This is a genomic window from Streptomyces sp. NPDC050433, from assembly GCF_044458565.1.
Classification (GTDB): domain Bacteria; phylum Actinomycetota; class Actinomycetes; order Streptomycetales; family Streptomycetaceae; genus Streptomyces.
The window spans coordinates 131078-155209 of sequence record NZ_JBITIB010000018.1 but is presented as its reverse complement, the minus strand read 5'-3'; the positions used below and the strand labels follow the sequence as shown (position 1 = coordinate 155209).

Sequence of the window (24132 nt, the reverse complement as noted above, 5' to 3'; positions counted from 1 at the left end):
CTGAACATTCCTTGTGAGGGTAGGTGCAGGGTCTTCCCGTGCCGTAAGTGAACTGGCGTAATGCGGCACGAGAGGTAGTGGTAGGGGTGCGCTCAGCCGAGGGTGATGCCGAGGGAGAAATTGGCGTGCTTGACGGAGTGGTTCATGAGGCCCAACTCCAGCAGGCCGACGTTCTCCAGTGCTCGCGCCATGAACAGTTCCCCGGTGTCCCAGGGGCGCAGCCCCAGGCTCTCGACGAACGCCGACACGCGTGCCTTCGCCTGCGCGTCGTCGCCGGCGATGAACACGTCCAGAGGGCGGTCCTCGGCCGGGACGGCCGCCAGAACGTGGGAGAACACAGTGTTGAACGCCTTGACGACATGCGCGTCGTCGGGAGCCGCCTTGGCGATCTCCTGTGCGCCGGAACTGTCGTCGGGGACGACGAAGCCCTGCAGGTCGGGGGCTACGGGGTTGGTGAGGTCGACGAGGATCTTGCCGCGCAGTGCGTCCCCGTACTCCCTCACCACCGCCGCCGCGCCGACGTACGGCGCTGCGAGGATCACGATGTCCCCGGTCGGGGCGGCCCCGGCCGTCCCGACCGTGGCGCCGCCGAGCGTGGCGGCCAATTCCTTGGCCCTGGCCTGGTCGCGGCCGATGATCTCGACGGCGTTACCGCCGGCGAGCGCCCGGCCGGCCAAAGCACGGGCCATGTTTCCCAGTCCGATAATGCTGATGCTGCTCATCGGTGCTCCTGCTTTCCGGGCTTTGACCCTGTCGTCAAATTTCAGCGTCGAATTCTTGTGCCGAATTCACTTCGACGCCCTTAAGTGCCTGTTTTTCATGCTGCCATCGGTTCTGATTGGCGTCCAAGACCTATTGAAGCCGTAGTGATACCCTGGAGGTATCACCGGGCTGGGGGTTCCATGGATCTGGATCTGCGCAAACTGCGTTACTTCGTCGCCGTGGCCGACCGGCTGCATTTCGGCCGCGCCGCCGATGAGCTTCACATCGCACAGCCGGTGCTCAGCCGGCAGATCCGCGCGCTCGAGCAGGATCTCGGCGCCTCGCTGTTCACCAGGGATCGCCACGGCGTAGAGCTGACAGACGCCGGCCGGCAACTGCTGGCCGACGCCGGTCCGCTGCTCGCCTCAACACACGCGGTCCGCCGCCGGGTGTCCGCGGCCGCCAGCGGCAAGCGGCGGCTGATGGTCGGTTTCCGGGCCGGCGTTGCAGTCATCCCGGCGGCCCGTGCGTTCGAGGACCGGCACCCGGACGTGGCCGTGGACGTGCAGCGGATCGAAGGGGACGACCAGGCAGCGATGCTGCTCGACGGCCGCATCGACGTCGGCTATGTGCGGCTGCCCATCGACGAGGCCGGCCTGCGCGTCACCCCGCTGTACACCGAGCCGCGGGTAGCGGTGCTGCCCGCCGGACACCGGTTGGCCGGCAAGGAGGAGGTCACCGAGGCCGACCTGGCCGGCGAACCGCTGGTCTGGCACGGTGACCCGAGCACGCAGCCCACCAAGCGCCCGCTCCCCAATGCCGGGTACCCGGTGCGCGGGGTGGACGAGACGCTCGAGCATGTCGCGGCCGGTCGGGGCATCTCCTTCCTGGCCCGTTCGGCGTCCGTGTTCTACTCGCATCCGGACGTCGTCTATGTGCCCATCCCGGATCTGGCGCCCGACCAGGTGTGCCTCGCGGTGGCGGCATCGCACACCTCGCCGGTAGTGGATGGCTTCGTCGCTGCGGCTCAGTCGACGGCCGAGATCACGGCAGAATGTGGGAACTATGAGATGTGGCAGCGTGGAGGCGATGTCGTCTCAAGGCACGCTTGAGTAGTTCGACTGACCCGCGTTCACCATGCGCTGGGGATTGAAGTGGCCTGATGGAGTGGTGCTGTTGCGGCTGACCTCTGAGCCGGTTCCGTTCTTCGGCCAGCAGTTGTCTGAGGGCCCGAAGCACCTGAGACCGACTGGAAGTACGTGCTGCGGACGCGGCGCAAGTCGCTGATCGCCCTGTCGTCGGAGCGGAGCCGTTCACCGACGGTCTGCCGTTCGTAGCGTCGGGAGTCAGTCCCTGGGATCCAGAACCCGACGGCGGGTCAGCGCCCTGGGCCGGGATGACGGCCTAGAACTCCTGAAGCCTTCGCGGGTCGCCGGTCTCCCCGGCGGCTTCTGCTGCGGCCTTCAGCGGGCGGGTGGCCAGTTCCGTAAAAGCCAGCAGGTCCGGGCCGGGTGCCGGGCGGCCCGTGTCGCGTACCAGCGGGTGCAGTCGCGTGACCGGCAGCGCGTCCAGCCCGGCCGCGGAGTGCCGAGTCAACTCGACAGTTCCTCGCGTCGCCGGTCATCGCCGACTGTGGCGGGGATGGCGTTGTCGATGAGGACGGCGGCGATGGCGGCGGCGGTGGGGAAGGCGTCGGCGTTCAGGACCCGGGTGCGGGCCGCGGCGCCGTCGATGAGCAACGCGAGCTGCTCGCCGAGCTGTTCAGGGTCGGTGGCGCCGGCTTCGCGGGCGGTGTCGGCGAGCCGCGCTGCGACGGCCTTCTTGTAGTCGCGTGCGTACTGGGTTGCGGGGTGCTGGGGGTCGTGGAGTTCGACGGCAGCGCCGATGTAGGGGCACAGGGGGGTGGTGGGGGGGATGTCGAAGGCGGCGAGGAGCCGTTCGCGGGGCGTGAGGTCGGTGCGGTCGAACACGCCGGACAGAACGGAGGGGTCGAACCGGCGCAGGTATTCGGCGACGAGTTCGTCCTTGCCGGTGAAGTGCTGGTAGGCCGTGCGCTTGGACACCTGGGCCGCCGCGCAGAGCTGGTCCATGCCGGTGCGGTTGATGCCCTGCTCGCGGAACAGTTGCTGGGACGCGCTGATGATGCGCTCGCGGGCGCCCCGGCCGCGGCGGCGGCCCGTGGGGCCCTTCTCCAACTCCGTCATGGCTCCAGCGTACCCCAGCTGGGTAACGACCGGTGTACATAGTTTGCGTCCCGGCCGCCCCACCCCGTACCGTAAGCACACAGGACGGTGTACATAACGCCGTCTCCCCAGGTACACACGGCACCACCGACCCAAGGGAATGACTATGGGAAAGCTTGACGGCAAGGTCGCGGTCATCACCGGCGGCACCACCGGCATGGCGCTGGCAGGCGCGAAGCTGTTCGTCGACGAGGGAGCGCACGTCTTCATCACCGGCCGCCGCCAGGACGCCCTGGACGAGGCCGTGAAGCAGATCGGCCGCAACGTCACCGGCGTCCAGGGCGACGCCGCCGACCTGGACGACCTGGACCGCCTGTACGACACCGTCAAGCGGGAGAAGGGAAGCCTCGACGTGCTGTGGGCCAGCGCAGGCGGGGGCGAGCCCGCCCCGCTCGGCGAGATCACCGAGGCCCACTTCGACGCCGCGTTCTACCTCAACGCCCGCGGCACCCTGTTCACCGTCCAGAAGGCCCTTCCGCTCTTCAACGACGGCGGCTCCATCCTCATGACCGGCTCCAACGCCTCCCTCGGCGCCTTCCCCGGCTGGAGCGTCTACGCCGGCAGTAAGGCCGTCCAGCAGGCATGGGCCCGCGTCTGGCTCAACGAACTCAAGGACCGCCGCATCCGCGTCAACGTCCTGACCCCCGGCCAGGTCGCCACCGCCAAGCAGGAAGAACTCTTCGACGAGGCCACCAAGCGCCAGTTCGAGTCCCTCATCCCCCGCGGCCAGATGGGCCGCCCCGACGAAATCGCCACCGCCGCCCTCTTCCTCGCCTCCGACGACTCCAGCTACGTCAACGGCATGGAACTCGTCGCCGACGGCGGCACCACCGCCATCTGAACCGAACAACCACAACCAGGGCAGGACATCTCATGAGCAACATCAGCATCATCGGCACCGGGAACATGGCCCGCACCATCGGAGCGCGGGCGGTAGCGGGCGGCAACACCGTCGAGGTCATGGGCCGCGATCAGTCCAAGTCGGCCGACCTGGCCAAGGCTCTCGGTGGCGGCGCCACGACGGGAGAATGGGGCACCGCCCCGGCCGGGGACATCGTCATCGTGGCCCTGTTGTACGACGGCGTCGTGCCGGCCGTCGCCCAGTACGGAGACGCTCTCGCGGGCAAGGTCATCGTCGACATCAGCAATCCCTTCAACTCCACGTTCGACGGACTGGCCCACCGCGAGGAGACCTCGATCGCGCAGGAAGTCGCCAAGGTGGCCCCGGCCGGCGCCAGCGTGGTGAAGGCGTTCAACACCGTCTTCCGCCATGTCCTGGAGAAGGGTCGGCCCGACGTCTTCATCGCTGGCGACAATGCGCAGGCCAAGGCAAGTGTGGAGGCGTTCATCGAGAGCCTCGGGCTACGCCCGCTGGACGTCGGCGGCCTGAAAATGGCGCACTGGCTGGAAGGAGCGGGCGTGGTCACGGTGGGCCTCGCCAACCACGGGGTGGGGAACTTGGACTTCGCCCTCAGCATCACCGAACTTCCCGTCCGAGCAAACGGTTGACGGATCACTCGCCGGCGCGGCCGGCTCGTCCGCCCTGCGCGCCCTTCTGGACGACGCCGACTGGTCCGCCTTCGCACCGGATCGCGATCTGCCGCCCCTGCGCACCCGTCTCACCGAGCTGGAGCGGGCCGAGGGCGTCACCGACGCACACCGCCTGGCCACACGGCGCATACGGGACTCGGACGCGTCGACGCTGCTGCATCCGTACGGCCACGACGGGGAGATCGTGGGCCACGCCCTGAGTCCGGACGGCCGGTATCTCGCCACCGGCAGCCGGGTGACCGACGACTACGACGCGGGAGGTGTCCTCCAGATCTGGGAGGTCGCGACCGGACGGTGCGTCAACACCGTCCCGTGGATCGACGGCGGCATCGGCTGGCCCGACTACGACGGCACGATCCAGTGGTCCGCCGATTCCACCCGCCTCGCCATGGCCTACCGCACCAACTCGGTGGGGGTGTGGAGCCCCACCGCGGAGCAGGGGGAGCCGATCGCCTCGATCAGCGTGTCGGACGGCAATTCCCGCCCGTCGACCTTCGCCCTCTCCCTCGATGGCCTGAGCGTCTATTTCCACTGCGGCACGAACGGCGACGGCGGACTTCAGGGGTGCCTTGTCCCGCTGGACCGCGGCGAGTTGAGCTGGTTGCCCAACTACGTGAAGACCGACCATCCGTACACCACGGCCAGGCAAATCCCCGAGGCGGTGCGCGGGGAGTTCGAACCGGCCGAATCGGAGGACGGCTTCAGCGTCGGGCAGTGGATCGACGGCCCGGCCTGGTCACCCGACGGCACACGTCTGCACGGCACCAATGCCCTCGCCGTGGACGCCGAGACCCGCCGGGTGCTCTGGTACGCGCCCGCCGAGTTCGCCCGGTTCAGCCCGAGCGGTGACCGCGTCGCCACCGTCACCCACCGCGGTCTCTTCCTCCGCGACGCGGCCAGCGCACACCCCACGCCCACCGGGAACGCCCCATCGAGCTGCTGATCCAGCGGGCCGCCGAGTGCGGCCACCTCTCAGCCGTACTCGATCTGCTCCAACTGCTCCCGGAGAATGGCGATTTCAACGGCCGCCCGAGCGCGGCGTTCGACGGCCTGTGGCTCGCCCTCACCGGGTTCAGCCGCCCGCCGTGGTGACCGACAACGCCTGAGCGGGCCCCGTCGCCGACCGCACGTCGGCGACGGGGGCCGCGTGCGACGTAGGCTCGCGGCGCCCCGCCCTTCCTCCGCCACGTCCTGGGAGCCCACTCGTGACCAGCACCGACGACCGCGTGGGCCCGCCCCACCGCGGCGGCGAACGCGAAACCCTGCGCGCCTTCCTCGACTACCACCGCGCCACGCTCGCCCTGAAGTGCGCCGGCCTGACCGACGACCAGCTGCGGCAGCAATCGATGGCGCCTTCGACGCTGTCCCTGCTCGGGCTCGTACGACACCTGGCCGAGGTCGAACGCGCCTGGTTCCGCCGGGTCTTCCAGGACAACGCGGCGCCGATGCTGTGGTCACCACCGGGCGAGATCGATTTCCAGGCGGCGTACGACGCAAGCGCCTCGTCCCGGTCCGAGGCCTTCACCGCCTGGGAGGCCGAGGTCGAGACGTCACGTCGCATCGAGCGCGCGGCGGAGTCGCTGGACCTGACGGGTCATCAGCCACGCTGGGGCGAGGACGTCTCGCTGCGGATGGTGATGGTGCACGTCCTGCTGGAGTACGGCCGCCACAACGGGCACGCCGACCTGCTGCGCGAAGGGGTCGACGGGACGGTGGGGGCGTAGGGGGGAGGGAGTTGGGGTCCGCTCAGCCCTCATCACCCGGCTGCCCGTATTCCGCCCGGAAACCGCCGAGCCGGTCGGCTACCACGGTGAGCCATTCCCCCCGGTGTGTACGACACCGGGGGTCGATCTCCCTGCCCAACTCCCCTGCCGTGAGGGCGTAGTCGGACTCGTCGAAGCCAAGGGAGTGAAGTTCCCGCAGTTCGCCTACGACACGGGCGACGAGCACACGCTCCACCGCCGTCTCGTGGTCACGGAGGGCGGCGTCGTAATCCGCGAACTCGTCCGGAATGTCCTGCGAGAACCAGCCGCCGAGCAGCTGAGCAAGCTCGGGAAAACGCGCGTGTCGAGTTCCTGGACACACCACGGGCCGCTGTCGAGCCCCGTGAGAGCATCAAGGTTCAACGGTCCGTCTCCTTTCTTTACGCTTCGCAGCGCAGATGAAAGAGTGCAGGCCGTTGCCATGTCCAGGGTTTGCGCAATCCACCAAGATCTGCGAATGACAGGTACTGTTTGATGTACACAACAGAGCTGACAGAAGCCTGCATCGAGGATACGAGCAACACCTTGGTTGCGCCTTCGATGTTGCAAGACCATGACTTGATCAGGGACTTCTTCGGGTCCACAATCACGCTGGAGGACCTTGCTTCTGGTTCGCCCAACCTCGCACAGAAGACCGTATACCTGTGTGGCGACATATCCGGGATCAGCGTTCGTCAACTGCATGCGGCTGCCCGGGTATTCGTTGTCCGGGAGCTGTCACACGGTTACCACGAGGAAGTCGGCAAAGCTTGGACCCTCGTCGGCATCGGCCGAGTTCCCATCCGCGTACACGGCGTCGGCGTGTACTACCGCCGATTTTTCGGACTCGGTGCCGATCACTTCGGACGGATCCGTGCGGAGCACGCGTTCCAGTCCCTGACGGAGTCCAGTAAACCTGGAACGGCCCATCGCAGCGGAATCTATCTGACGCCCGTCACACGAAACGGTGACGAACTACATTTCCGCCTGCTCCGGTGCTCCACGAATCTCTCGGGGCCGACCGAGAACTTTCGCCCGACCGACGCTCACATCGTCGAGGCTCTGAACCGCGAGGCCGCCGGCGTCTTCCGGAACCAGGCGCCGCTGAATCACATCCTCGCTCAGATCTACCACAACACCCGTGCCACGGCCGAGCGCAAGCAGTCCAAGGCCAAGATCTCGGCCCATGCCGACAAGACCAAAGACATGCCCGCAAATGGCATCATGGCCTTCTGCACCTTCTATGACCGGCTCGACAAGCTGCAGCGCCTGGCCGAAGACGCCTTCGACTATGGCGTGAAGGGTGCCAGCGGGCTGACCAAACTCCAATTTCGCCTCAAGGAACCGAACGGAGAACGTGACGGGGCCGCCCTCCCCCCGCAGTTCACCGTGACTCTCTACCCCGGCTCCGTGTTCTTCATGCCGCTGTCCACCAACCGCCTGTATACGCACGAAATCCGGCCCTCAACGTTGGACGCCGAGTTGCTCCCGACCCGCCTGGGATACGTGGTGCGCTGTTCGAGCGCCGAAGCCGTTCACAAGAACGGCCACACGTTCCTCAAAGTGGCCGGAGATTTGGTGAAGCTGGGACCACCCACACCGACCGGCATGAACGAGCTGCGCAGGCTGTACGCCGATGAGAACAGAACCTCGTCCTTCATTGAATACGGCGACGAATTTCTCTTCAGCATGAACACGGGAGACTATGTTGCCCCCCGAGTCTAGGATCTCGGATGAGATCCTCTCGTGCGCTTTGCCAACCGAGGAGAATCTCTTTGCGGAGCTGTCCGCGTCGGCTCGTTTGGAAGACGTAGGAAAAGGCCGGCGAGGCGCCGCGCTTACCAAGATCGACGAGGCGGGTGGTGTGCCTCTCGTACGTACTACCACTCGATACAGCAGCCCGACGCAGCGTTTCCGGGCGGTGCACGAACGGCTGGCGCAACAGATTCAAGAACGTGCGGCGCTTTCGGTCGGCTTCAACAACGCTCTCATCGAGAGCTACACGAACGCTTACACAACCATGGGCAGCCATACCGACCAAGCCCTCGATCTGGCCAACGAGTCGTTTATCGCCGTCTTCTCCTGCTACCAACATCCCGAAGCGAGCCCGCCGAGGAAGCTGATCTTCGAATCAAAGGGGTCCGGTGGTGAGAAGTTCGAGATCCCCCTCGCCCACAACAGTATCGTCGCGTTTTCTGTCGACTCGAATCGGCAGCTCAGGCACAAAATCGTATTGAACACGCCCGTCCAGACGGCGGACAATCAATGGCTGGGTGTCACCTTTCGAACGTCAAAGACCTTCGTTCGGTTTCGCGACGGACATGCATACCTCCCGCAGGGTGCGCGCCTTTTGTCGGCCAACGATGAGCAGAGGCGCGAGTTTTGCCAACTACGGCGCCGCGAGAACAATGAAATTGACTTCATCTACCCCCTGCTGACGTACACCATCAGCGAGAGCGATCTGATGCCACCCGTCTGACACAGCTTCCACGAGACACACGGCACCGTGGGCGAGAGCCCCGTGATCGCGGAGACTTTCACCGACTTTCTCGCGGCACTTATCGCCGACGGAGGTACGGGACAGTCCTCCATACTGACTCTGGCCAGATTTCCCCGACCTCGCCGACACGTACGACGACTGAAGTTCCGCGGACATGTCGTGGAGCCGGCGTACGCATAGCGGCCCTCTCCGGAGCAGGAGGCCTCTCCGCCCTCTCCTGGCGGCAGGTCATGCACAGGTCCTCGTCCGCCAGTGGGCGGAACAGCAGGGGCGGATGTGGCGTTCGCCCTTGCACTCGCGCTTGCGGGCGACCCGCGGTTCGGGGGCGGGTGGAGGTGCTTGTACGGCCTGCGGGTCGCGCAGGATGTAGTGGATCAGGCCGCCGGGGCTGTGGATGTGCGTGTCCGCGGCGGGCAGGCCTCGGGCGATCTCTACGCGTACCTCTTCGGGCGTGTGGCCGCACGAGAGCCGTTGGACCGCCAGTGCGGCCAGTTGCGGGAGCATGCCGCGTGAGACGCGCAGGCGGGGGTCGAGGAGCTGCAGGTCGGCGACGGCTTCGCGCGCCTCGTCCGGCACATGCTCGGGCGTCGGAGCCAACTCGGCCTCCGGACGAGGATGGTTGGAGGTGTTCCCCTTCGGGGGTTTTTCTGGAGGACGACCGGCGGCCCGACCTGTCGGCCCAAACGTCCGCCCATAGGATGGCGGAATGAGCGTGGAGGATGTACAGACGGTTCCGGATGTGGTGGAGGACGTGTACGAGGGCCGGGCCACCGGCGTCGAGGTCGAGGATCCGGGGCAAGGGGAGAACCTGATCCAGCGGCCGTGGAATCCCGAGCAGATCCGGGTGTCGACGAGGTCCTTCTCCCTGCGCAACATCCTTGACCTGATCGACGAGAAGTCACTGGAGCTCGCGCCCGACTTTCAGCGCGGCCTGGTCTGGCGGCCGGACCAGAAGTCGTTGCTCGTCGAGTCCCTCTTGTTGCAGATTCCGCTCCCGGCGTTCTACTTCGCCGAGGACAGCGACAGCGCCTTCCGAGTCGTGGACGGCCTCCAGCGGCTGTCCACGCTGCATGCCTTCGTCCGCGGAGCAAGCAATGGGTTCACGCTGACCGGCCTTGATCATCTGCACGACCTGCAAGGAGCCCGTTTCGCCGACCTCCCTGTTCCGTTTCAGCGCCGGATCAACAACACGCAGCTGATCGTGAACGTGATCGATCCGTCCACGCCCCGCGAGGTGACGTACGAGATCTTCAAGCGGATCAACACTGGAGGTACGCCGCTCAACGCGCAGGAGATCAGGCACTGCATGAGTCGGCCGCGCAGCCGCGACATCCTCAAGCGCATGACCCATACGGAGGCCTTCGACATGGCCACTGGCGGCCGCTTGAAGGGACACATCAGGATGAACGACCGCGAGATGGCGTTGCGCTTCTCGGCATTCTGGCTGCGGGGCCTGGACGACTATGACGCACATCCGGTGATGGAGGCCTTCCTGATGGAGACCACCGAGTTGCTGGACGATCCCAAGCAGGTGTCCGACGAGCGCGTCGCGGAGTTGGAGGCCGCCTTCGAACAGGCGATGATCAATGCGCGCCTTGTCTTCGAGGAGCATGCCTTCCGTAAGTGGCCGCGGGGAGCCGAGTGGCGCAGTCCGATCAACCGCGCACTCTTCGAGACCTGGTCCATCGCGTTGGCTGGACACGATGCTGACGATTTGTCCCGTCGGCGTACAGAGATCGTGCGCAGCGCCCGGGACCGGATGACCGAGGACATCGCTTACCTGGAATCGATCACCTCGTCCACCGCGGACCGGCGCAGGGTCGACTATCGGTTCACCGCTGCGGCCGAGGACGCGGGGGCAGGACGTTGATCGATTCCCTGGAGATCAAGAACTTCAAATGCTTCCGGTCGGCGTCGTTCGCCATGCGCCCGCTCACCGTCCTGACCGGCGTCAACGGCGGAGGCAAGAGCACGCTGATTCAGTCCCTGCTGCTGGCCAGGGCCGCCGCCGCATCCCCCGGACAGGCGGTTCCGCTGAACACACCCAGCGGGCTCGCCCTGGGAGAGGCCCGCGACGTACTGCGCTGGGACGCCTCGGAGCTCACACTCGAGGTTGGACTGCGTGGCCGGGATGGTGCGGATGCGTGGGCGTGCGAGTTCAGCCTGCCACAGGACGAGCACGCGTTGTATCTGCACGCAGAGCGCACCGAGTTACCTGCCTCCCTGGGCGTGGATCGGCAGGGGCCCGGCTTCACTTATCTGTGCGCCGAGCGTCTTGGCCCCCGTGACACGCTGTCCGTCTCCGCGGATGAACCCGACCGTATCGGTGTAGGCATTCAGGGCGAGTTCACCGCCCAGGTTCTGGCGCTGCGTGAGACACGGGCGGTCAAGACCCGAAGCGAGGTACGACCCAAGCTCCGTCACCCGGACGTCGACAGTCCACAGCCCCGCCTCCAGGCCGAGGCGTGGGCATCGGACATCATTCGTCCGATCCGCATCACGGCGCAACTGGCCGTGGGAATCATGGCGAGCACGGTCCGCTTCATGGAGCTGACACAAGGGGCCGAACAAGTACGCCCGGCGAACACAGGGTTCGGTGTCTCGTATGCTCTGCCGATCGTTGTCGCGGGGTTGCTGACCGAGCCCGGTGACCTCCTGCTCGTCGAGAATCCCGAGGCCCATCTGCACCCCGCGGGTCAGTCCAAGCTCGGCCGGTTCCTGGCCCGCGTGGCCGCCAGCGGCGTACAGGTCATCGTGGAGACCCACAGTGACCACGTCCTCAACGGAGCACGACTGGCGGTCGCTCAGGATCGCTCACTCACGGCGGCGGACATGATCGTGCACTACTTCGACCACGACCGGACGGTGCCGATCCAGACCGACCCACGGGGAGAACTCAGCCACTGGCCTGCCGGCTTCTTCGATCAGATCGAGAGCGACCTGGGGAGGCTGGCCCGTGCCAGGCGCGCCCGATGACGACTACCGCATGGTCCTGGGCGAGGAGGCACTCGACTGGCGCGGGCTGACGGATGCGGACCTGCGCCGAGCGCTCGATACGCTCGCGGACTTGTTGGAGCCGCTGGCCGACGGCCGGAAGGTCGCGTTGATGACCTCCGCCTACGACACCGAGTGCCTGCCGTCGATCAGTCTGGTCGACGCCCTGTACTCGCCCGACGGCGGGCTGCCGCACAGTGAGCGGCGCCGTCTGCAAGTGCTGCTGGACAAGTGCCGGAGCGTAGAACCGGAGGACGACGACGTTCCCCAGCCGGTGAGACAAGACAACGGGACATGGAGCGAGCCGTCCTGGGGCATGGCCCATGCGCTGGCCCGGGCCGCTGAGGGCAGAGCGATGTCCTGTCTCGTCGGTTCAATCGCCAATCCCCGGGGGACGACAAGCCTCGACTGGCCGTCGGGATGGCTCACGACGGGGACGCGGGCCGCGACCGCGTGGCCCTGCACCTGCTGCGCGTGTCCGAGGACGAGGCCGGTTTCTGGCGTGGAGTCCTCACCCGCGAACCCGTTCCAGAAGATCATTTCTTTACGCTGTCCGATCGTTCTTTTCCCCGGCTGCTCCTCTCGGACTCCCTTCGCTTCCACCATTTCGACGGCTCTTACGCGGACGTCCTGCCCTGGTTGGTGAAGTTGCTCGGTCTACTGAGCGATCATTTCACCGAGACACTGCTCGTCTGCGGTGGAGACCAGAAGAAGGTTCAGGCTCGGTTCAGTGCCCTGGGCGTCGACATCTCTCCTGAGAGCCCCAACACGAAGAAGAACGCGAAGGCATGGGAACAGCGCCTGGTCTCCTACGAAGGCGAGTCATATCGCTGCGAGTGGCACGGAAAGCGACTGTGGGACCGGGACCGCGTGCACTTCTCACTCCCGATCAAGAGACATGACGACCGGATTCTGATCGGGATCTTCACCGAGCATCTGCCTGTCTGATCCCGGTTCCACCGGCTTGATGCCGGCGGAACGGGGAACAGTTCCGGCCGTGGGAAAGCCCGGTCGTCGTCCGCGTGGAGGAGGTCGCCCGGCCGGAAGGAGATGCCGTGGAAGCTGACGGGTTCATCGATGCTGCCGGTGGCCTACTTGCTGCCTCAAGCGGAATAGCTTCTCCTCCCGTCTCGTGCGCCTCATGCGACGCCTCCGTACTGCCTGGCTGGCGCAAGTCCAGGTACAGCGGCGGCAACAGCGGCAACTGCCTGGTCAGCGACGCATGCCCCCGCCTGCGTCCCCGTCCGTGACAGCAAGGTCCCCCACGGTCCCGCCCTCCTCTTCGCCGCCCTCGCCTGGACTCCCTATCATCACCGCCGTCAAGTCCGACGCGTTCCCCCACTGACACTCCGGATCGCGGCTCCTGCCCTGGATTCCGGTTCCAGCACGAACGGTTGCGCAAGCCACGTCAGCCGTTCTGAGGCGGCTCCGACTGCGGTGGCGGGGCCGGTAGTTCGGACAGGACGATCGCGGCTGGAAGGCACAGCCCGCCGCTGTTCGAGTAATCGGGAGAGGGCGGCGTACAGATCCTCCTCCGTCATGTACGCCTCGCGCGCCAGCACCAGGCGGGCCCGGACCTCAACCTCCTGCCAGGCGTATCGTCGGCGCAGATTGGCCAACTGCCGTGCCTCGGCCCGCAGAAAGGCCGACCCCGAGGAGAAGCCCGCAGCTCCGGACACCGCGGCGAGTACGGCGGCGGGAAAACCCAACATCAGGTGCGTGGCATTCCAGAACTTGCCCCGCCGCTGCGCCCGTCGCGCACCGATGCCCGCTTCGACTGCGATCCGCTCGACCTCTCCCGTCAGATGCCGCATCTGAGTCATGGCGCCGGTCGGCTCCCGGCCCCGCTCCTGGCTCGGCTCCCGGCGGACAGGGTTCTCCCGCTCCATCGCCTTACCCTCGTCGATCCGGCGAAGTCACGACGCCCGCTATCCTCGCCGGCTGCTGGAGTACGGCCGCCACAACGGCCACGCGGACCTGCTGCGGGAGGGGGTCGACGGGACGGTGGGGGCGTAGTCGGCCGACTCGGACGCGTCACGAGGCGCGTCAAAAGGCGCTTCACGACACGCGTCACGGGACGCGCGGCAGCGTCAGCCAGTCCTGCCAGGAGATGTCGCGGCCCAGAAAACGGGGCTGCCGGAACGGCCAGTCGGCGGCGATCCCCCGCGGCACCAGCGCGTCGAGCGCGCGCTCCACCTCGCCGCCGACGAGGTCGTCCACCACCCACCAGGCGATCTCGCCGTCGGCACCGGTGCGCTCGGGCGGGTCGATGTAGACGCAGCCGAGGATCGCCGTCTCCTCCTCGTCCAGCAGCGCGTAGTTGAAGGACTCGTGCGCGGCTATCTCCTTCTCGTGCCGCAGCAGGTCGACGCGGTCCTCCTCGTAGGTCATCGTCTCCTTGGGCCAGGCCCAGGCCGGCCCGAAGATCTCCCACAGGCGCTCTCGGGAGCCCATCACGGCGGGATAGTCCAGCGCGGTGTCCGCCTCCCGGATCGGCCGCAGGTGCAGCGGGGTACCGGGCATGGCGATGGGTACGGGCACGTGGACGGGGTGGACGAAGTCGTCAGGCAGCCAGCTCATGAGGATCGAGGCTACAACCGGTGCCGAAGACGCCCGGCGGCTGCGGTCCGTGCCCGCGGAGGGTTTCGACGCGCTCTGCACTGGGGCGCGGACGACACCCTGGTCCTGGTCGGCGACGTCCGGGTCCGGTTCGTCGCCGACCAGGACCGCCGAGCCGGTGGGCGACTTCACCTTCCTCCGCTTACCGGAGGGGCCACGGCCGGTGGAAGGCGGGGTGGCCGAGGAGTCCGTCGGCGACACCGAGTTCGGCAAGCAGATCTTCGCCCTCGACGAACGCACCTGGGCGGTGCCGACACCGATGGCTGCCGCCATGACCAGGGTGCGGGCGAAGCCGGTGATGCGCGAGACGATGGTGCCGGCGGCCATGAGGGCGCTGGACTTGGCCAGGGGCGCGGGTGCGGGTGGGGACGTGGGCGCCGACAGCTGCTGGTGGGGAACGCCGGGGGAAGTTGCTCAGGGCGAGCGGCTGCTCGTCATGCCGGTCGGCTCCCGCCAGGACCCGTCCTGCGCCCTGTACTGTCGGTCGGCGTGATCGAAGAGGTCCTCACACTCCTGGCCCCTGGCTTGCCGCGCCCTTCGTTCTGGAACATCGACTGGAGCGCGATCGAGGCCGAACTGGGCCACCGCCTGCCCACCGACTACAAGCGCCTGTGCGACCACCTGCCGCCGGGCCGCTTCCGTGACTTCCTCTGGTTGCAACACCCGCTCGGCGCCCTCGGCGGCAGCCTGCTCGGCAGGGAGGCCGAGTTGATCGCCACGGTGCGCGAGGTGGCCGACATCACCGTGTGGGAGCACGGACATGAGCACCTGGACGATGCCGCGCTTCCCGGCATGCTTTATCCCTGCCTCATCACCGATAACGGCGACACGGGTTACTGGCTTGCCGCCAGGGACGACCCTGATAGCTGGACCATCATGCTCAACAAGGGGCGGGATCCCGAATTCAGCGATCACGGCACGACCCTCTCGGAATTCCTGTACGACTTCCTCACCGAGGGCTACCCGTTCGGCGTCACCCTGCCCGATGACCTTGACCTTCCCCTGTTCACATCCGACTTTTGATCTACGCCGGCCGCTCGTCCTGCCCGCCGTGAGTTCCCTTGGTGACCAGCAGCGCGTCAATACTCGCTGTAGCCCAGGTCCAGTTTGAACACCCCGCGAGTTCCGTGGGGCAGCAGCGCGTACGCCTGTCCCGTCAGACGTACCGCGCGAACTCGTCCAGTGCCCGCAGCACCTCCGACTCGTCCCCCGGCGGCAGTTGCAGTACCGCCTCCTCCAGTCCCAGGTCCGCGAAGTACGTCAGCTTGCCGGCGGAGGGGCGGACCGCGTACGGGACGATGTGGAGGGCTTCAGGGGAACGGCCCGCCGATGCCCAGGCCTTGCGGAGGGCCGGGATGGAATCCGTGAGGCCGCTGCCGCCGATCGGCAGCCAGCCGTCCGTCTGTTCGGCGATGCGGGCGAAGAGTTTGGGGCCCGCCGCGCCGCCGACCAGGGTGCGCGGGGTGCCGTTCGGCGGCTTCGGGTGGGCCTCGCTCGGGCGTACCGAGGCGAACTCGCCCTCGTACGGAGTCGGTTCGGGCGCCCACAGCGCGCGCATCAGGGCCAGCCGGTCCCAGCCGAGAGCGCGCCGGGACGTCCACTCGACGCCGTGGTCGGCCGCCTCCTCCTTGTTCCAGCCGAAGCCGAGTCCGAGCGTGAACCGGCCGCCCGACAGATGGTCGAGCGTCGCGATCTGCTTGGCGAGGTCGATCGGGTCGTGCTGGGCGATGAGCGTGATGCCGGTGGCGAGGCCGAGGCGGTCGGTGACCGCCGCCGCCTGGGCGAGGGCCACGAAGGGGTCGAGCGTACGGCCGTACTCACGCGGCAGGTCGCCGCCCGCCGGGTACGGGGTGGCCCGCTCGACCGGGATGTGGGTGTGCTCGGGCAGATAGAGCCCGGCGAAGCCACGTTCCTCCAGTTCCCTTGCGAGCCGCACGGGTGTGATCGTCTCGTCGGTGAGGAACATGGTGGTCGCGATCCGCATGGGGGTCTCTTTTCGGCTCGGGCGGAAGGGCGGGCGGGCGGCAGTCAGAATTGTGCCCGTACCGTCCGCGCCGATGCCGGATCTCCGGCGCGGGGTGCAGCCGTCGCTTTCGGTCCGTAGGCTGGAGTGAGGCAGCGCCCACATGGAGCCGGTGATGACTCAGCCACGGGACCTGGTGATCACGACCCTGGAGGTGGCGGCCAGCCGCCCCCCGGGCCAGGGCGATCTGTCACTCGCGCTCGCCGGCGCCGAGCTGATCGACCTCCTTGACGCGCGGGCCGCGAGGCTGGAGGACGATCGCATCGTGCCGGGGGAGAACCCGGCGCTCGATGACCGGTTGTTGGACGAGGCGTTGTCGTCGCTCCCCCGGCAAGAACCGTACGAGACGGTCGAGGAATGGCTGTGGCGCAGAGGCCGCGGTCTGGCGGCCGTCTATCTCACAGCCCTCGCGTCGGAAGGGCAGATCACCCGGCAGCGCCGCTCACGTTGGTTGCCCTTCGGGGCCTCCCGGATCGTGCCGGCCGACACCCCTGCCCGCCGCTCGGCGCTCGAACGCTGGGCATCGGACGAGCCGGTCCTCGCCGTGCTCGGTACGGCCGTCGGGATCCGCGACCAGCAGTCCGAGGGTCCGCCTGATGTGGGCGACGACGCGGTGGCGACCGTACTGGACGCCGTCCAGAACGCGTTGAGGGACTTGGAGGCCGAGCGGCAGCGGCGATCCATCGAGGACGCGGCCTTCGACAACGTGTGGCGAGGCCTGTGACGGCCGGGCCGCGGCACGCGCCGTAGTTATTGGCAATGTGCCAACCACCTTCCCAACCCCTTCCCTTGAGCGGCTGTTCACGGCTCAATACCAGGGTTCCACGCACCACTCCTGTCCCGCTCGACACCCTGGGGAGCCGTCGGCATGTGCAACGACCACACGGAACACGCGATGGGCAGACGCGGTCTGCTCGTCACCGGGGCCGCCGCGGCCCTTACGTTGGGCAGCGTGAGCTTCGCGAACGCGGCACCCGGCAACGGCAGCAGCGACAACAGCGGCAGCGCCGGCCGTACCGAGACCAAGACCGTACGCGGCACCCTCCCCACCGGCTCCCCCGACTTCGTGTACCTCCCGGTCGACGTCCCGCGCGGCGTACGCGAGATCCGCGTCTCGTACAGCTACCAGCGCCCGACCGTCCCCGCAGGCACGCAGGGCAACGCACTCGACATCGGCATCTTCGACGAGCGCGGCACCGACCTCGGCGGGGACGGTTTCCGCGGCTGGTCGGGCGGTGCGCGTACGGAGTTCTTCATCCGCGCCGACGAGGCGACCCCCGGCTATCTGCCGGGCCCGGTGCGGTCCGGGACGTGGCACATCGCGCTCGGCCCGTACACCGTCGCGCCCGAAGGCCTGCCGTACGAGGTCACGATCACCCTCACGTACGGCGCCCCCGGCAGCACCCCCCGCCCGGTCCACCCGCCGGAGCGGGCCAAGGGGCGCGGGCGCGCGTGGTACCGGGGCGACTGCCATCTGCACTCCGTGCACTCGGACGGCAGGCGCACCCCCGCCGAGATCGCGGCGGGCGCGCGGGCCGCCGGGCTGGACTTCATCAACACCAGCGAGCACAACACCTCGTCCGCGCACGCCGCTTGGGCGGGGCTGTGGGGCGACGACCTGCTCATCCTCACAGGCGAGGAGATCACCACCCGTAACGGCCATGTCGTGGCCATCGGCACGGACCCGGGCACCTTCGTCGACTGGCGCTACCGGGCCCGCGACAACCGCTTCGGACACTACGCGCGCGAGATCCGGCGCGCGGGCGGTCTGGTCGTGCCCGCGCATCCGCACGCCACCTGCATCGGCTGCAACTGGAAGTTCGGCTTCAACGACGCCGACGCGGTCGAGGTGTGGAACGGTCCCTTCACCCCGGAGGACGAGGTGGCCCTCGCCTCCTGGGACAACACCCTTGTGTCATCGGCCCGTTCGGGGCAGCCGTGGACCCCGGCGATGGGCAGCAGCGACGCGCACCGCGACCCCGAGCCGATCGGCACCCCGCAGACGGTCGTCCTCGCCGACGAACTCTCCCGCGAGGCGATCCTGGCCGGCATCCGCGCGGGCCGCAGCTACATCGCGGAGTCGGCGGCGGTGTCCGTCACCTTCGGCGCCTCGGGCGGTCGCGGCCTGCACGCGGGCATCGGCGAGCGGCTGCGGGTCGCCGACGACGACCCGGTGACGGTACGCCTGGAGGTCACCGGCGCCCCGGCGGGCAGCTCGGCGCGCATCGTCACCGACCAGGGGACGCTGCACACCGTCACGCTGCCGGAGTCGGGCACGGGGACGGTGGAGTGGCGTACGACGGCCGAGTACGCGACGTACGTACGCGCCGAGGTCCGCCGCCCCGCGACGACCCCGCCCCTCCCCGGCAGCTTCGTCGCGATCACCAACCCGGTGTTCCTGGGGCGGGACTGACGCACACCGCTCCACGCCCGCGGGCATGTCCCACCCGGCTGCTCCTCCTCCGAGGCGAGGAGCGGCCGGGGCTCCGCCGGGTGACGTCGGCCCCCGTCACCCCCTTGTTCAGATGTTCAGGATTTACCCGGAGGGGCTGCGTCCTTTACCGTGTCGAGGGCTTGTGCAGACCCCCGCCCAAGGCTGACGCCGCCACTCCGGACAAGGCAGACTGTCGGGGGCGATACCGGCAGTTCGGGGGCAGGGGGAGCTATGGACCGTGACAGCGGGCCACGCGTACCGGAGCAGCGGTCTCCGGCCACACCGATCAGCGGGCAGAACGTGGCACACAAGGCGCAGGCCGAGGCCGGGCACAAGGCCGCCTCGAACCCGGCAGCGAGAGCTGCCCCGGCCGCCCCAACCTCCCTCGGCGAGCTGCGTTTCGGCGTGCTCGGGCCCGTACGTGCCTGGCGCGGCGGTGAGTTGCTGCCGCCCGGTTCGCCCCAGCAGCGTGCGCTCCTCGCCGCCCTGCTCCTGCGGGAAGGGCGTACCGCCACCGCCGGCGAACTGATCGACGCCATCTGGGGCGAGGCCGCGCCCTCCCAGGCGCTCGCCGCCGTACGGACGTACGCCTCCCGGCTGCGCAAGGTCCTCTCCCCCGGCGTCCTGGTCAGCGAGTCCGGCGGCTACGCCCTGCGCACCAGGGCCGACGCCCTGGACCTCAGCATGGCGCGGAAGTTGTCCACCGCCGCCGAGAAGGAGCGGGCGTCCGGCAACCGCCAGCAGGCCCGGCTGCTGATCAACAAGGCGCTGGGGCTCTGGGACGGCGAGCCCCTGGCGTCCGTGCCCGGTCCGTACGCCGACACCGAGCGCGCCCGGCTCGACGAGTGGCGCCTCCAACTCGTCGAGGCCCGGCTGGACATCGACCTGGAGCTGGGCCGGCACGCGGAGGCCGTCTCCGAACTCACCGCCCTGACCGCCGCGCACCCGCTGCGCGAGCGCCTGCGCGAACTGCTGATGCTGGCCCTCTACCGCAGCGGCCGGCAGGCCGAGGCGCTGGCCGTGTACGCGGACACGCGCCGCCTCCTCGCCGACGAGCTGGGCGTGGACCCGCGCCCCGAACTCGCCAGACTCCAGCAGCGCATCCTCCGGGCGGACGCCGAACTGGCCCGCCCGGTGGAGGAGACCGTGCCGGTCGCCACCTTCACCCGGCCCGCCCAACTCCCGGCGACGGTACCGGACTTCACCGGCCGGGACCTGTTCGTACGGGAGCTCGGCAGGCGCCTGGCGAGCGCCGAGGGATCGGTGATGGCGGTCTCCGCGCTCGCCGGTATCGGCGGCGTGGGCAAGACGACGCTCGCGGTGCATGTCGCGCACGCGGCCCGACCGAGCTTCCCCGACGGCCAGTTGTACGTGGACCTCCAGGGCGCCGACGCGCGGTTCACCGAACCGGAGGCGGTGCTCGGCTCGTTCCTGCGGGCCCTCGGCACGCCCGACTCGGCGATCCCGGACTCGCTGGACGAGCGCTCCGCGCTGTACCGCTCGGCGCTCGACGGCCGCCAGGTCCTGATCCTGCTCGACAACGCGCGCGACGCCGCGCAGGTACGCCCGCTGCTGCCCGGTACGGAGGGCTGCGCCGCGCTCGTCACCAGCCGGGTCCGGATGGTCGACCTGGAGGGCGCCCATCTGGTCGACCTGGACGTGATGTCGCCGGAGGAGGCGCTTCAGCTCTTCACCCGCATCGTCGGTGAGGAGCGCGTCAGCTCCGAGCGGGATGCGGCGCTGGACGTGGTCGCGGCCTGCGGCTTCCTGCCGCTCGCCATCCGTATCGCCGCCTCCCGGCTGGCCTCGCGCCGCACGTGGACGGTCTCCGTGCTGGCGGCGAAGCTCGCCGACGAGCGCCGGCGGCTCGACGAACTCCAGGCGGGCGACCTGGCGGTGAAGGCGACCTTCGAACTGGGCTACGGCCAGTTGGAGCCCGCCCAGGCCCGCGCGTTCCGGCTGCTCGGGCTGGCCGACGGCCCGGACATCTCGCTGGCGGCAGCCGCCGCCGTACTGGATCTGCCGCCGCACAAGACCGAGGTTCTGCTGGAGTCCCTGGTGGACACCTCCCTGGTCGAGTCGGCGGCACCCGGCCGCTACCGCTACCACGATCTGGTCCGGCTCTACGCACGTGCCTGCGCCGACCGCGACGAACAGCCGCCCACCGGCAAGGACTTGGCGCTCCACCGGCTGCTGGACTTCTATCTGGCGACGGCGGCGCGGGTGTACACGATCGAGCGGCCGGGCGACCGGCTCGAAAACCATCTGGAGCCGACGGAGTACGGGGGCCTGGTCTTCACCGACCGGCAGGAGGCGCAGGACTGGCTGTACGCGGAGGCCGACTGCCTGCTGGCGTGCGCCCGGCAGGCGGCGGGTGGGACGACCCGGCTGCGGGTCGCCGTGGACCTGCTGTGGGCCGCGCAGGACCTGGCGGAGTCGGGTGCCAACTCCAAGTCGTACGAGGCGGCGGCCCGTTCGGCGCTCGTGGCGGCGCGCGAGGCGGGCGACGCCCGTACGGAGGGGCGTGCGCGGACCTCGATGACCAACGTCCATCTGGTGGCGGGCCGTTACGAGGAGGCGGACGAGGAGGCCCGGCAGGCGGCGGCGCTGGCCCAGTCCGTGGGGGACCCGGCGCCGGTCTACTGGTCGGACAACGACCGCGGCATCATCGCTCTGGGCCAGGGCCGGTTCAAGGACGCCGAGGCGCATCTGCTCAAGGCCATGGAGGGTTCCCGCGCCGACGGCAACCGCCCCGGCGAGGCGAGCGCCCTGTGCAACCTCTCGCGCATCCAGCACTCCCTGGGCCGTACGTCACGGGCCATCGCACTGGCCGAACAGGGCGTCCAGGTCTACGACAGCATCGGACACACCCTGCGGCTCTCCAACGCCCGCTTCGCGCTCGGCATCGCGCTCACCAACGCCGGGCGGCACAAGGAGGCCCTGGAGCAACTCGTCGAGGCGCTTGAGGGGTTCGAGGCGAACCGGCAGCGGCTCTGGGAAGGCACCACCCACTTCCGTATCGCCCAGGCCCATCTCGCGGCCCGCCGTGCCGCGTCGGCGGCACAGCACGCCGAACAGGCGCTCGCGATCGGCTGCATCGGCGGCGACCGGACACGGGCCAACGTCTTGATCACACTGGGCAAGGCGCTGGAGACTCTGGGGCAGGCGGACCGCGCGCGGGTGTGCTGGCGCGAGGCGCTGTCACTGCACGAGGAGTCGGGAGCGGCGGAGGCCGAGGAGGTACGGGAACTGCTGGACGCCCCGCTCAGCGCGGCGTGAGTGGTCCGAGAGACGCCCGATGTTCCCGATGTCCCACGGGCGCCCGGCCTGGGCGTTCATCGAATGTTTATGCTCTTTCGGCATGCTCCAGTGCACATTGGATCCGTCGCCTCGGGGGGCAGACGGGTCACTTGGGACCACCATCTCCCATGGAGGCGGGCGGTCTTCCAGGCCTTCTGCCCGGCGACCTCGGGGGAGTATCCGGGCAGAAGGCCGCTTCCGTAAGAGGCACAGGGAAATCCCAAGGGGGACGAGATGAGCGACACCGAGAAGAACACGGACGACATCACCACTCAGGGCGACCACCACGCGCCCGCGCCGCCGAAGAGCGGGGCGACGACGCAGGGCGACCACCACGCGCCGGCGCCGTCGGAGGACACCACCGTCAAGCCGCTGGGCGATCACCACGCGCCCGCGCCGCCCAAGTAACACGGGGGAACCGGGCAGGAGCGGGCGGCGGTCGCGGCGGCGCGGAGGGGAGCTGCCGCGGCCGCGGGGAGCCAAGGGGGGCCAGGGGGCCAGGGGGAGCGAGGCAGAAGAACGACGGAAGTCGGGACCGTTCAGGGGGCCCCGCCGACCGCCGTTCTTCTGTCTTTTCCGCTGACTGGGGTCAGGCGGCCAGGCGGACGACGTTGTCGATCTTGCACTCGCCGCCGGACGCGCCGTTGTCGCCGGACACGTCCACCGCGGTGAACTCGGCGGTCTGGGTGCCGCCCGCCGGAACGTCGGGGATGCTGCCGACGGTGTTGCCGACGGTCGCACCCGCCGAGTCGGTGAAGTCGACCGTGAACGAGTACGAGTTGGCCACCGAGTCGCTGTTGGTGGCGGTGACCTCTGCGACGAAGCCGCGGGTGGTGTCGTACTTGCAGGTGTCGATGGTCAGATCGCGGCCGGCGTCGGCCGAGCTGCCGCCCGTCACGGAGCCCCCGGTGCTGGTGGAGGAGCCGGACGAGCTGCCGTAGTCGCTGTCGTAGTCGTCGTCGTAGTCGTCGTCGTAGTCACTGTCCGAGTTGCTGCCGCCGCTGCTGCTGGAACTGCTGCTGGAGCTGGAGCAGCCGCCGCCGCTGGAGCCGCGGGCGCCGGTCAGCGCGAAGACGGCGATACCGAAGACGGCTATGGCACGGACATGGCGAATTTTCACTTCAACCCCCGTTGAAAAATGGTGCGGTTGGGCACTGTTGATGACCTTTTGTCGGGCGCATGTCACCCTAGCAGGGCGTGCGCGGTGCTCGGTGCAGGGACCAAATCTGGCGGCCCGTGGTTCCCGGGCGTAGCGTCGGATTCTGGAAGCTGCGCTCCGCGCACTCGTCCAAGGAGGCCGTCGATGGTCCGCAACGTCATCGGGTCGGTCCTCGCCGTCATCGGGGCCGCCGGGGCGGTCGCGAGCCCGTTCCAGGCCTGGTACGACGGCCGGCACGGCCGGGACTACCGCGTCGAGGACCTGTTCAACGGGATCACCGGCGCCAGCTCCGACCTGTGGGTCTCACTCCTGCTGCCGCTCGCCTTCGCCGCTCTGGTCACCCTGATCGGGCTGGTCCTGCGCTCGCGGCTGCTGGTGGCGCTGTCCGGGCTGATCGTGCTCGGATTCACCATCCTGTGGATGGTGCGCCAGGGGCAGCGCGCCGACGGCCTCACGCTGAACAGTGACGGCACGGGGCTGGGCCTCGGCGTGCTCGCCGCCTTCGGTGGCGGGGTGCTGCTGCTGATCGCGGCGGCGGTGATGAGCGGGCGCCGGACGTGGCGCAGAGGGGGCGGCGGCCATCATCGGTACGTCGGGGGCGACCGGGACCGGGACCGGGACCTGGAGCCGTACGGGGGCGAGTGGTACGGGGAGACGGGGCCGGTCGGGCAGACCGGGCAGACCGTTTACCCGTACGAGCCGTACGAGCCGTACGACCCCTACGACGATGAGCGGCCGGCCAGGCCACCGTCCGCGGGAAGTACGGCGGAGCACGCCTGGGACAGCTGGGGGGACACCAGGGAGCAGCCACGGACGCCGCCACCGCCGGACGACATCAGCCGCCGTCCGGACCGGAGCTGATCCC

Annotated in this window: 27 protein-coding genes and 2 pseudogenes; 19 read left to right on the top strand and 10 right to left on the bottom strand. The window is 68.7% G+C overall.

Annotated elements, in window-relative coordinates:
• Positions 1-92 precede the first annotated feature (92 nt).
• The gene (locus ACIBLA_RS22850) at positions 93-722 is read right to left on the bottom strand and encodes an NADPH-dependent F420 reductase (RefSeq protein ID WP_399199642.1); all 630 of its coding nucleotides are present in this window, start codon (positions 720-722) and stop codon (positions 93-95) included.
• Between the two features lie 180 nt (positions 723-902).
• On the opposite strand from ACIBLA_RS22850, the gene ACIBLA_RS22845 reads away from it, so the two are divergent.
• A complete protein-coding gene (locus ACIBLA_RS22845; protein WP_399199641.1) occupies positions 903-1814 on the top strand; it encodes a LysR family transcriptional regulator in 912 nt (303 codons plus the stop codon).
• Positions 1815-2106: 292 nt separating this feature from the next.
• Here the strand turns inward: ACIBLA_RS22845 and ACIBLA_RS22840 are convergent, their stop codons facing one another.
• Together ACIBLA_RS22840 and ACIBLA_RS22835 are read right to left on the bottom strand one after the other, a co-directional pair.
• Positions 2107-2298 (bottom strand): hypothetical protein, encoded by a 192-nt coding sequence (locus tag ACIBLA_RS22840; protein WP_399199639.1) that lies wholly within the window; start codon positions 2296-2298, stop codon positions 2107-2109.
• Entirely contained in the window at positions 2295-2906 is a 612-nt protein-coding gene (locus ACIBLA_RS22835) for a TetR/AcrR family transcriptional regulator (RefSeq protein WP_399199637.1), read from the bottom strand. The genes ACIBLA_RS22840 and ACIBLA_RS22835 overlap by 4 nt, the downstream gene beginning before the upstream one ends.
• Positions 2907-3051: 145 nt before the next feature.
• On the opposite strand from ACIBLA_RS22835, the gene ACIBLA_RS22830 reads away from it, so the two are divergent.
• Positions 3052-3786 (top strand): SDR family NAD(P)-dependent oxidoreductase, encoded by a 735-nt coding sequence (locus tag ACIBLA_RS22830; RefSeq protein ID WP_030354521.1) that lies wholly within the window; start codon positions 3052-3054, stop codon positions 3784-3786.
• Between the two features lie 32 nt (positions 3787-3818).
• Positions 3819-4454 (top strand): NADPH-dependent F420 reductase, encoded by a 636-nt coding sequence (locus tag ACIBLA_RS22825; RefSeq protein ID WP_399199636.1) that lies wholly within the window; start codon positions 3819-3821, stop codon positions 4452-4454.
• 4 nt (positions 4455-4458) lie between these two features.
• On the opposite strand, the gene ACIBLA_RS22820 is transcribed toward ACIBLA_RS22825, so the two are convergent.
• Positions 4459-4689 carry a hypothetical protein gene (locus tag ACIBLA_RS22820; protein ID WP_399199635.1) on the bottom strand — a complete coding sequence of 77 codons (231 nt, stop codon included), beginning with the start codon at positions 4687-4689 and terminating at the stop codon, positions 4459-4461.
• On the opposite strand from ACIBLA_RS22820, the gene ACIBLA_RS22815 reads away from it, so the two are divergent.
• Positions 4681-5439, top strand: a complete 759-nt coding sequence (locus tag ACIBLA_RS22815; protein ID WP_399199632.1) for a WD40 repeat domain-containing protein — start codon at positions 4681-4683, stop codon at positions 5437-5439. The genes ACIBLA_RS22820 and ACIBLA_RS22815 overlap by 9 nt on opposite strands.
• A gap of 262 nt (positions 5440-5701) precedes the next feature.
• The gene (locus ACIBLA_RS22810; RefSeq protein ID WP_399199631.1) at positions 5702-6220 is read left to right on the top strand and encodes a DinB family protein; all 519 of its coding nucleotides are present in this window, start codon (positions 5702-5704) and stop codon (positions 6218-6220) included.
• Between the two features lie 22 nt (positions 6221-6242).
• On the opposite strand, the gene ACIBLA_RS22805 is transcribed toward ACIBLA_RS22810, so the two are convergent.
• Positions 6243-6584, bottom strand: a complete 342-nt coding sequence (locus tag ACIBLA_RS22805; RefSeq protein ID WP_399199630.1) for a contact-dependent growth inhibition system immunity protein — start codon at positions 6582-6584, stop codon at positions 6243-6245.
• Between the two features lie 149 nt (positions 6585-6733).
• On the opposite strand from ACIBLA_RS22805, the gene ACIBLA_RS22800 reads away from it, so the two are divergent.
• Positions 6734-7963 carry a hypothetical protein gene (locus ACIBLA_RS22800; RefSeq protein ID WP_399199629.1) on the top strand — a complete coding sequence of 410 codons (1230 nt, stop codon included), beginning with the start codon at positions 6734-6736 and terminating at the stop codon, positions 7961-7963.
• Positions 7947-8717, top strand: coding sequence for a hypothetical protein (locus ACIBLA_RS22795; RefSeq protein ID WP_399199661.1), 771 nt, complete (start codon positions 7947-7949; stop codon positions 8715-8717). Before ACIBLA_RS22800 ends, ACIBLA_RS22795 begins: the two co-directional genes overlap by 17 nt.
• Positions 8718-8966: 249 nt before the next feature.
• Here ACIBLA_RS22795 and ACIBLA_RS22790 read toward each other — a convergent pair whose 3' ends face one another.
• The gene (locus ACIBLA_RS22790; RefSeq protein WP_399199628.1) at positions 8967-9335 is read right to left on the bottom strand and encodes a hypothetical protein; all 369 of its coding nucleotides are present in this window, start codon (positions 9333-9335) and stop codon (positions 8967-8969) included.
• Between the two features lie 109 nt (positions 9336-9444).
• Between ACIBLA_RS22790 and ACIBLA_RS22785 the strand changes: the two genes are divergently transcribed.
• From ACIBLA_RS22785 to ACIBLA_RS22770, 4 genes and pseudogenes are all read left to right on the top strand, one after another.
• Positions 9445-10608 (top strand): DUF262 domain-containing protein, encoded by a 1164-nt coding sequence (locus ACIBLA_RS22785; protein ID WP_399199627.1) that lies wholly within the window; start codon positions 9445-9447, stop codon positions 10606-10608.
• Entirely contained in the window at positions 10605-11714 is a 1110-nt protein-coding gene (locus ACIBLA_RS22780) for a DUF3696 domain-containing protein (protein WP_399199626.1), read from the top strand. Before ACIBLA_RS22785 ends, ACIBLA_RS22780 begins: the two co-directional genes overlap by 4 nt.
• Before the next feature lie 438 nt (positions 11715-12152).
• The gene (locus ACIBLA_RS22775) at positions 12153-12680 is read left to right on the top strand and encodes a hypothetical protein (protein WP_399199625.1); all 528 of its coding nucleotides are present in this window, start codon (positions 12153-12155) and stop codon (positions 12678-12680) included.
• A gap of 213 nt (positions 12681-12893) precedes the next feature.
• A pseudogene (locus ACIBLA_RS22770) lies at positions 12894-13004 on the top strand (hypothetical protein); the annotation flags it as partial.
• Between the two features lie 47 nt (positions 13005-13051).
• Here the strand turns inward: ACIBLA_RS22770 and ACIBLA_RS22765 are convergent.
• Complete coding sequence (locus tag ACIBLA_RS22765; RefSeq protein ID WP_399199665.1) at positions 13052-13621, bottom strand: hypothetical protein; 570 nt, start codon at positions 13619-13621, stop codon at positions 13052-13054.
• A 52-nt stretch (positions 13622-13673) separates the two neighbouring features.
• Between ACIBLA_RS22765 and ACIBLA_RS22760 the strand changes: the two are divergent.
• Positions 13674-13748: pseudogene (locus ACIBLA_RS22760) on the top strand (Mini-circle protein); the annotation flags it as partial.
• A 54-nt stretch (positions 13749-13802) separates the two neighbouring features.
• Here the strand turns inward: ACIBLA_RS22760 and ACIBLA_RS22755 are convergent.
• A complete protein-coding gene (locus ACIBLA_RS22755) occupies positions 13803-14312 on the bottom strand; it encodes an N-acetyltransferase (protein WP_399199624.1) in 510 nt (169 codons plus the stop codon).
• Between ACIBLA_RS22755 and ACIBLA_RS22750 the strand changes: the two genes are divergently transcribed.
• Both ACIBLA_RS22750 and ACIBLA_RS22745 read left to right on the top strand, forming a co-directional pair.
• A complete protein-coding gene (locus ACIBLA_RS22750) occupies positions 14311-14844 on the top strand; it encodes a hypothetical protein (RefSeq protein ID WP_399199623.1) in 534 nt (177 codons plus the stop codon). The two genes, ACIBLA_RS22755 and ACIBLA_RS22750, sit on opposite strands and share 2 nt — an antisense overlap.
• Positions 14841-15374 carry a hypothetical protein gene (locus ACIBLA_RS22745; protein ID WP_399199622.1) on the top strand — a complete coding sequence of 178 codons (534 nt, stop codon included), beginning with the start codon at positions 14841-14843 and terminating at the stop codon, positions 15372-15374. The genes ACIBLA_RS22750 and ACIBLA_RS22745 overlap by 4 nt, the downstream gene beginning before the upstream one ends.
• 133 nt (positions 15375-15507) lie before the next feature.
• On the opposite strand, the gene ACIBLA_RS22740 is transcribed toward ACIBLA_RS22745, so the two are convergent.
• A complete protein-coding gene (locus ACIBLA_RS22740) occupies positions 15508-16335 on the bottom strand; it encodes an LLM class F420-dependent oxidoreductase (RefSeq protein WP_399199621.1) in 828 nt (275 codons plus the stop codon).
• 154 nt (positions 16336-16489) lie between these two features.
• Between ACIBLA_RS22740 and ACIBLA_RS22735 the strand changes: the two genes are divergently transcribed.
• The 4 genes from ACIBLA_RS22735 (at position 16490) to ACIBLA_RS22720 (ending at position 22516) form a co-directional block, all read left to right on the top strand.
• Positions 16490-17098: a GPP34 family phosphoprotein gene (locus ACIBLA_RS22735; protein WP_399199620.1), complete on the top strand. Its 609-nt coding sequence runs from the start codon at positions 16490-16492 to the stop codon at positions 17096-17098.
• 144 nt (positions 17099-17242) lie between these two features.
• Positions 17243-18787 carry a CehA/McbA family metallohydrolase gene (locus tag ACIBLA_RS22730; RefSeq protein ID WP_399199619.1) on the top strand — a complete coding sequence of 515 codons (1545 nt, stop codon included), beginning with the start codon at positions 17243-17245 and terminating at the stop codon, positions 18785-18787.
• 252 nt (positions 18788-19039) lie between these two features.
• Positions 19040-22087 (top strand): BTAD domain-containing putative transcriptional regulator, encoded by a 3048-nt coding sequence (locus ACIBLA_RS22725; RefSeq protein WP_363242796.1) that lies wholly within the window; start codon positions 19040-19042, stop codon positions 22085-22087.
• Between the two features lie 255 nt (positions 22088-22342).
• Positions 22343-22516 carry a sigma-like protein gene (locus ACIBLA_RS22720; protein WP_399199618.1) on the top strand — a complete coding sequence of 58 codons (174 nt, stop codon included), beginning with the start codon at positions 22343-22345 and terminating at the stop codon, positions 22514-22516.
• Between the two features lie 181 nt (positions 22517-22697).
• Here the strand turns inward: ACIBLA_RS22720 and ACIBLA_RS22715 are convergent, their stop codons facing one another.
• Positions 22698-23228, bottom strand: a complete 531-nt coding sequence (locus ACIBLA_RS22715; RefSeq protein ID WP_399199617.1) for a hypothetical protein — start codon at positions 23226-23228, stop codon at positions 22698-22700.
• A 183-nt stretch (positions 23229-23411) separates the two neighbouring features.
• On the opposite strand from ACIBLA_RS22715, the gene ACIBLA_RS22710 reads away from it, so the two are divergent.
• Positions 23412-24128: a hypothetical protein gene (locus tag ACIBLA_RS22710; protein WP_399199616.1), complete on the top strand. Its 717-nt coding sequence runs from the start codon at positions 23412-23414 to the stop codon at positions 24126-24128.
• Positions 24129-24132 lie beyond the last annotated feature (4 nt).

Excerpts from the sequence above, each read along its gene's own strand:
- ACIBLA_RS22850 (WP_399199642.1), bottom strand. The coding sequence starts at position 722 with ATGAGCAGCATCAGCATTATCGGACTGGGAAACATGGCCCGTGCTTTG.
- ACIBLA_RS22845 (WP_399199641.1), top strand. The coding sequence starts at position 903 with ATGGATCTGGATCTGCGCAAACTGCGTTACTTCGTCGCCGTGGCCGAC.
- ACIBLA_RS22835 (WP_399199637.1), bottom strand. The coding sequence starts at position 2,906 with ATGACGGAGTTGGAGAAGGGCCCCACGGGCCGCCGCCGCGGCCGGGGC.
- ACIBLA_RS22830 (WP_030354521.1), top strand. The coding sequence starts at position 3,052 with ATGGGAAAGCTTGACGGCAAGGTCGCGGTCATCACCGGCGGCACCACC.
- ACIBLA_RS22825 (WP_399199636.1), top strand. The coding sequence starts at position 3,819 with ATGAGCAACATCAGCATCATCGGCACCGGGAACATGGCCCGCACCATC.
- ACIBLA_RS22800 (WP_399199629.1), top strand. The coding sequence starts at position 6,734 with ATGTACACAACAGAGCTGACAGAAGCCTGCATCGAGGATACGAGCAAC.
- ACIBLA_RS22785 (WP_399199627.1), top strand. The coding sequence starts at position 9,445 with ATGAGCGTGGAGGATGTACAGACGGTTCCGGATGTGGTGGAGGACGTG.
- ACIBLA_RS22775 (WP_399199625.1), top strand. The coding sequence starts at position 12,153 with ATGGCTCACGACGGGGACGCGGGCCGCGACCGCGTGGCCCTGCACCTG.
- ACIBLA_RS22765 (WP_399199665.1), bottom strand. The coding sequence starts at position 13,621 with ATGGAGCGGGAGAACCCTGTCCGCCGGGAGCCGAGCCAGGAGCGGGGC.
- ACIBLA_RS22750 (WP_399199623.1), top strand. The coding sequence starts at position 14,311 with ATGAGGATCGAGGCTACAACCGGTGCCGAAGACGCCCGGCGGCTGCGG.
- ACIBLA_RS22755 (WP_399199624.1), bottom strand. The coding sequence starts at position 14,312 with ATGAGCTGGCTGCCTGACGACTTCGTCCACCCCGTCCACGTGCCCGTA.
- ACIBLA_RS22740 (WP_399199621.1), bottom strand. The coding sequence starts at position 16,335 with ATGCGGATCGCGACCACCATGTTCCTCACCGACGAGACGATCACACCC.
- ACIBLA_RS22735 (WP_399199620.1), top strand. The coding sequence starts at position 16,490 with ATGACTCAGCCACGGGACCTGGTGATCACGACCCTGGAGGTGGCGGCC.
- ACIBLA_RS22730 (WP_399199619.1), top strand. The coding sequence starts at position 17,243 with ATGTGCAACGACCACACGGAACACGCGATGGGCAGACGCGGTCTGCTC.
- ACIBLA_RS22725 (WP_363242796.1), top strand. The coding sequence starts at position 19,040 with ATGGACCGTGACAGCGGGCCACGCGTACCGGAGCAGCGGTCTCCGGCC.
- ACIBLA_RS22720 (WP_399199618.1), top strand. The coding sequence starts at position 22,343 with ATGAGCGACACCGAGAAGAACACGGACGACATCACCACTCAGGGCGAC.
- ACIBLA_RS22710 (WP_399199616.1), top strand. The coding sequence starts at position 23,412 with ATGGTCCGCAACGTCATCGGGTCGGTCCTCGCCGTCATCGGGGCCGCC.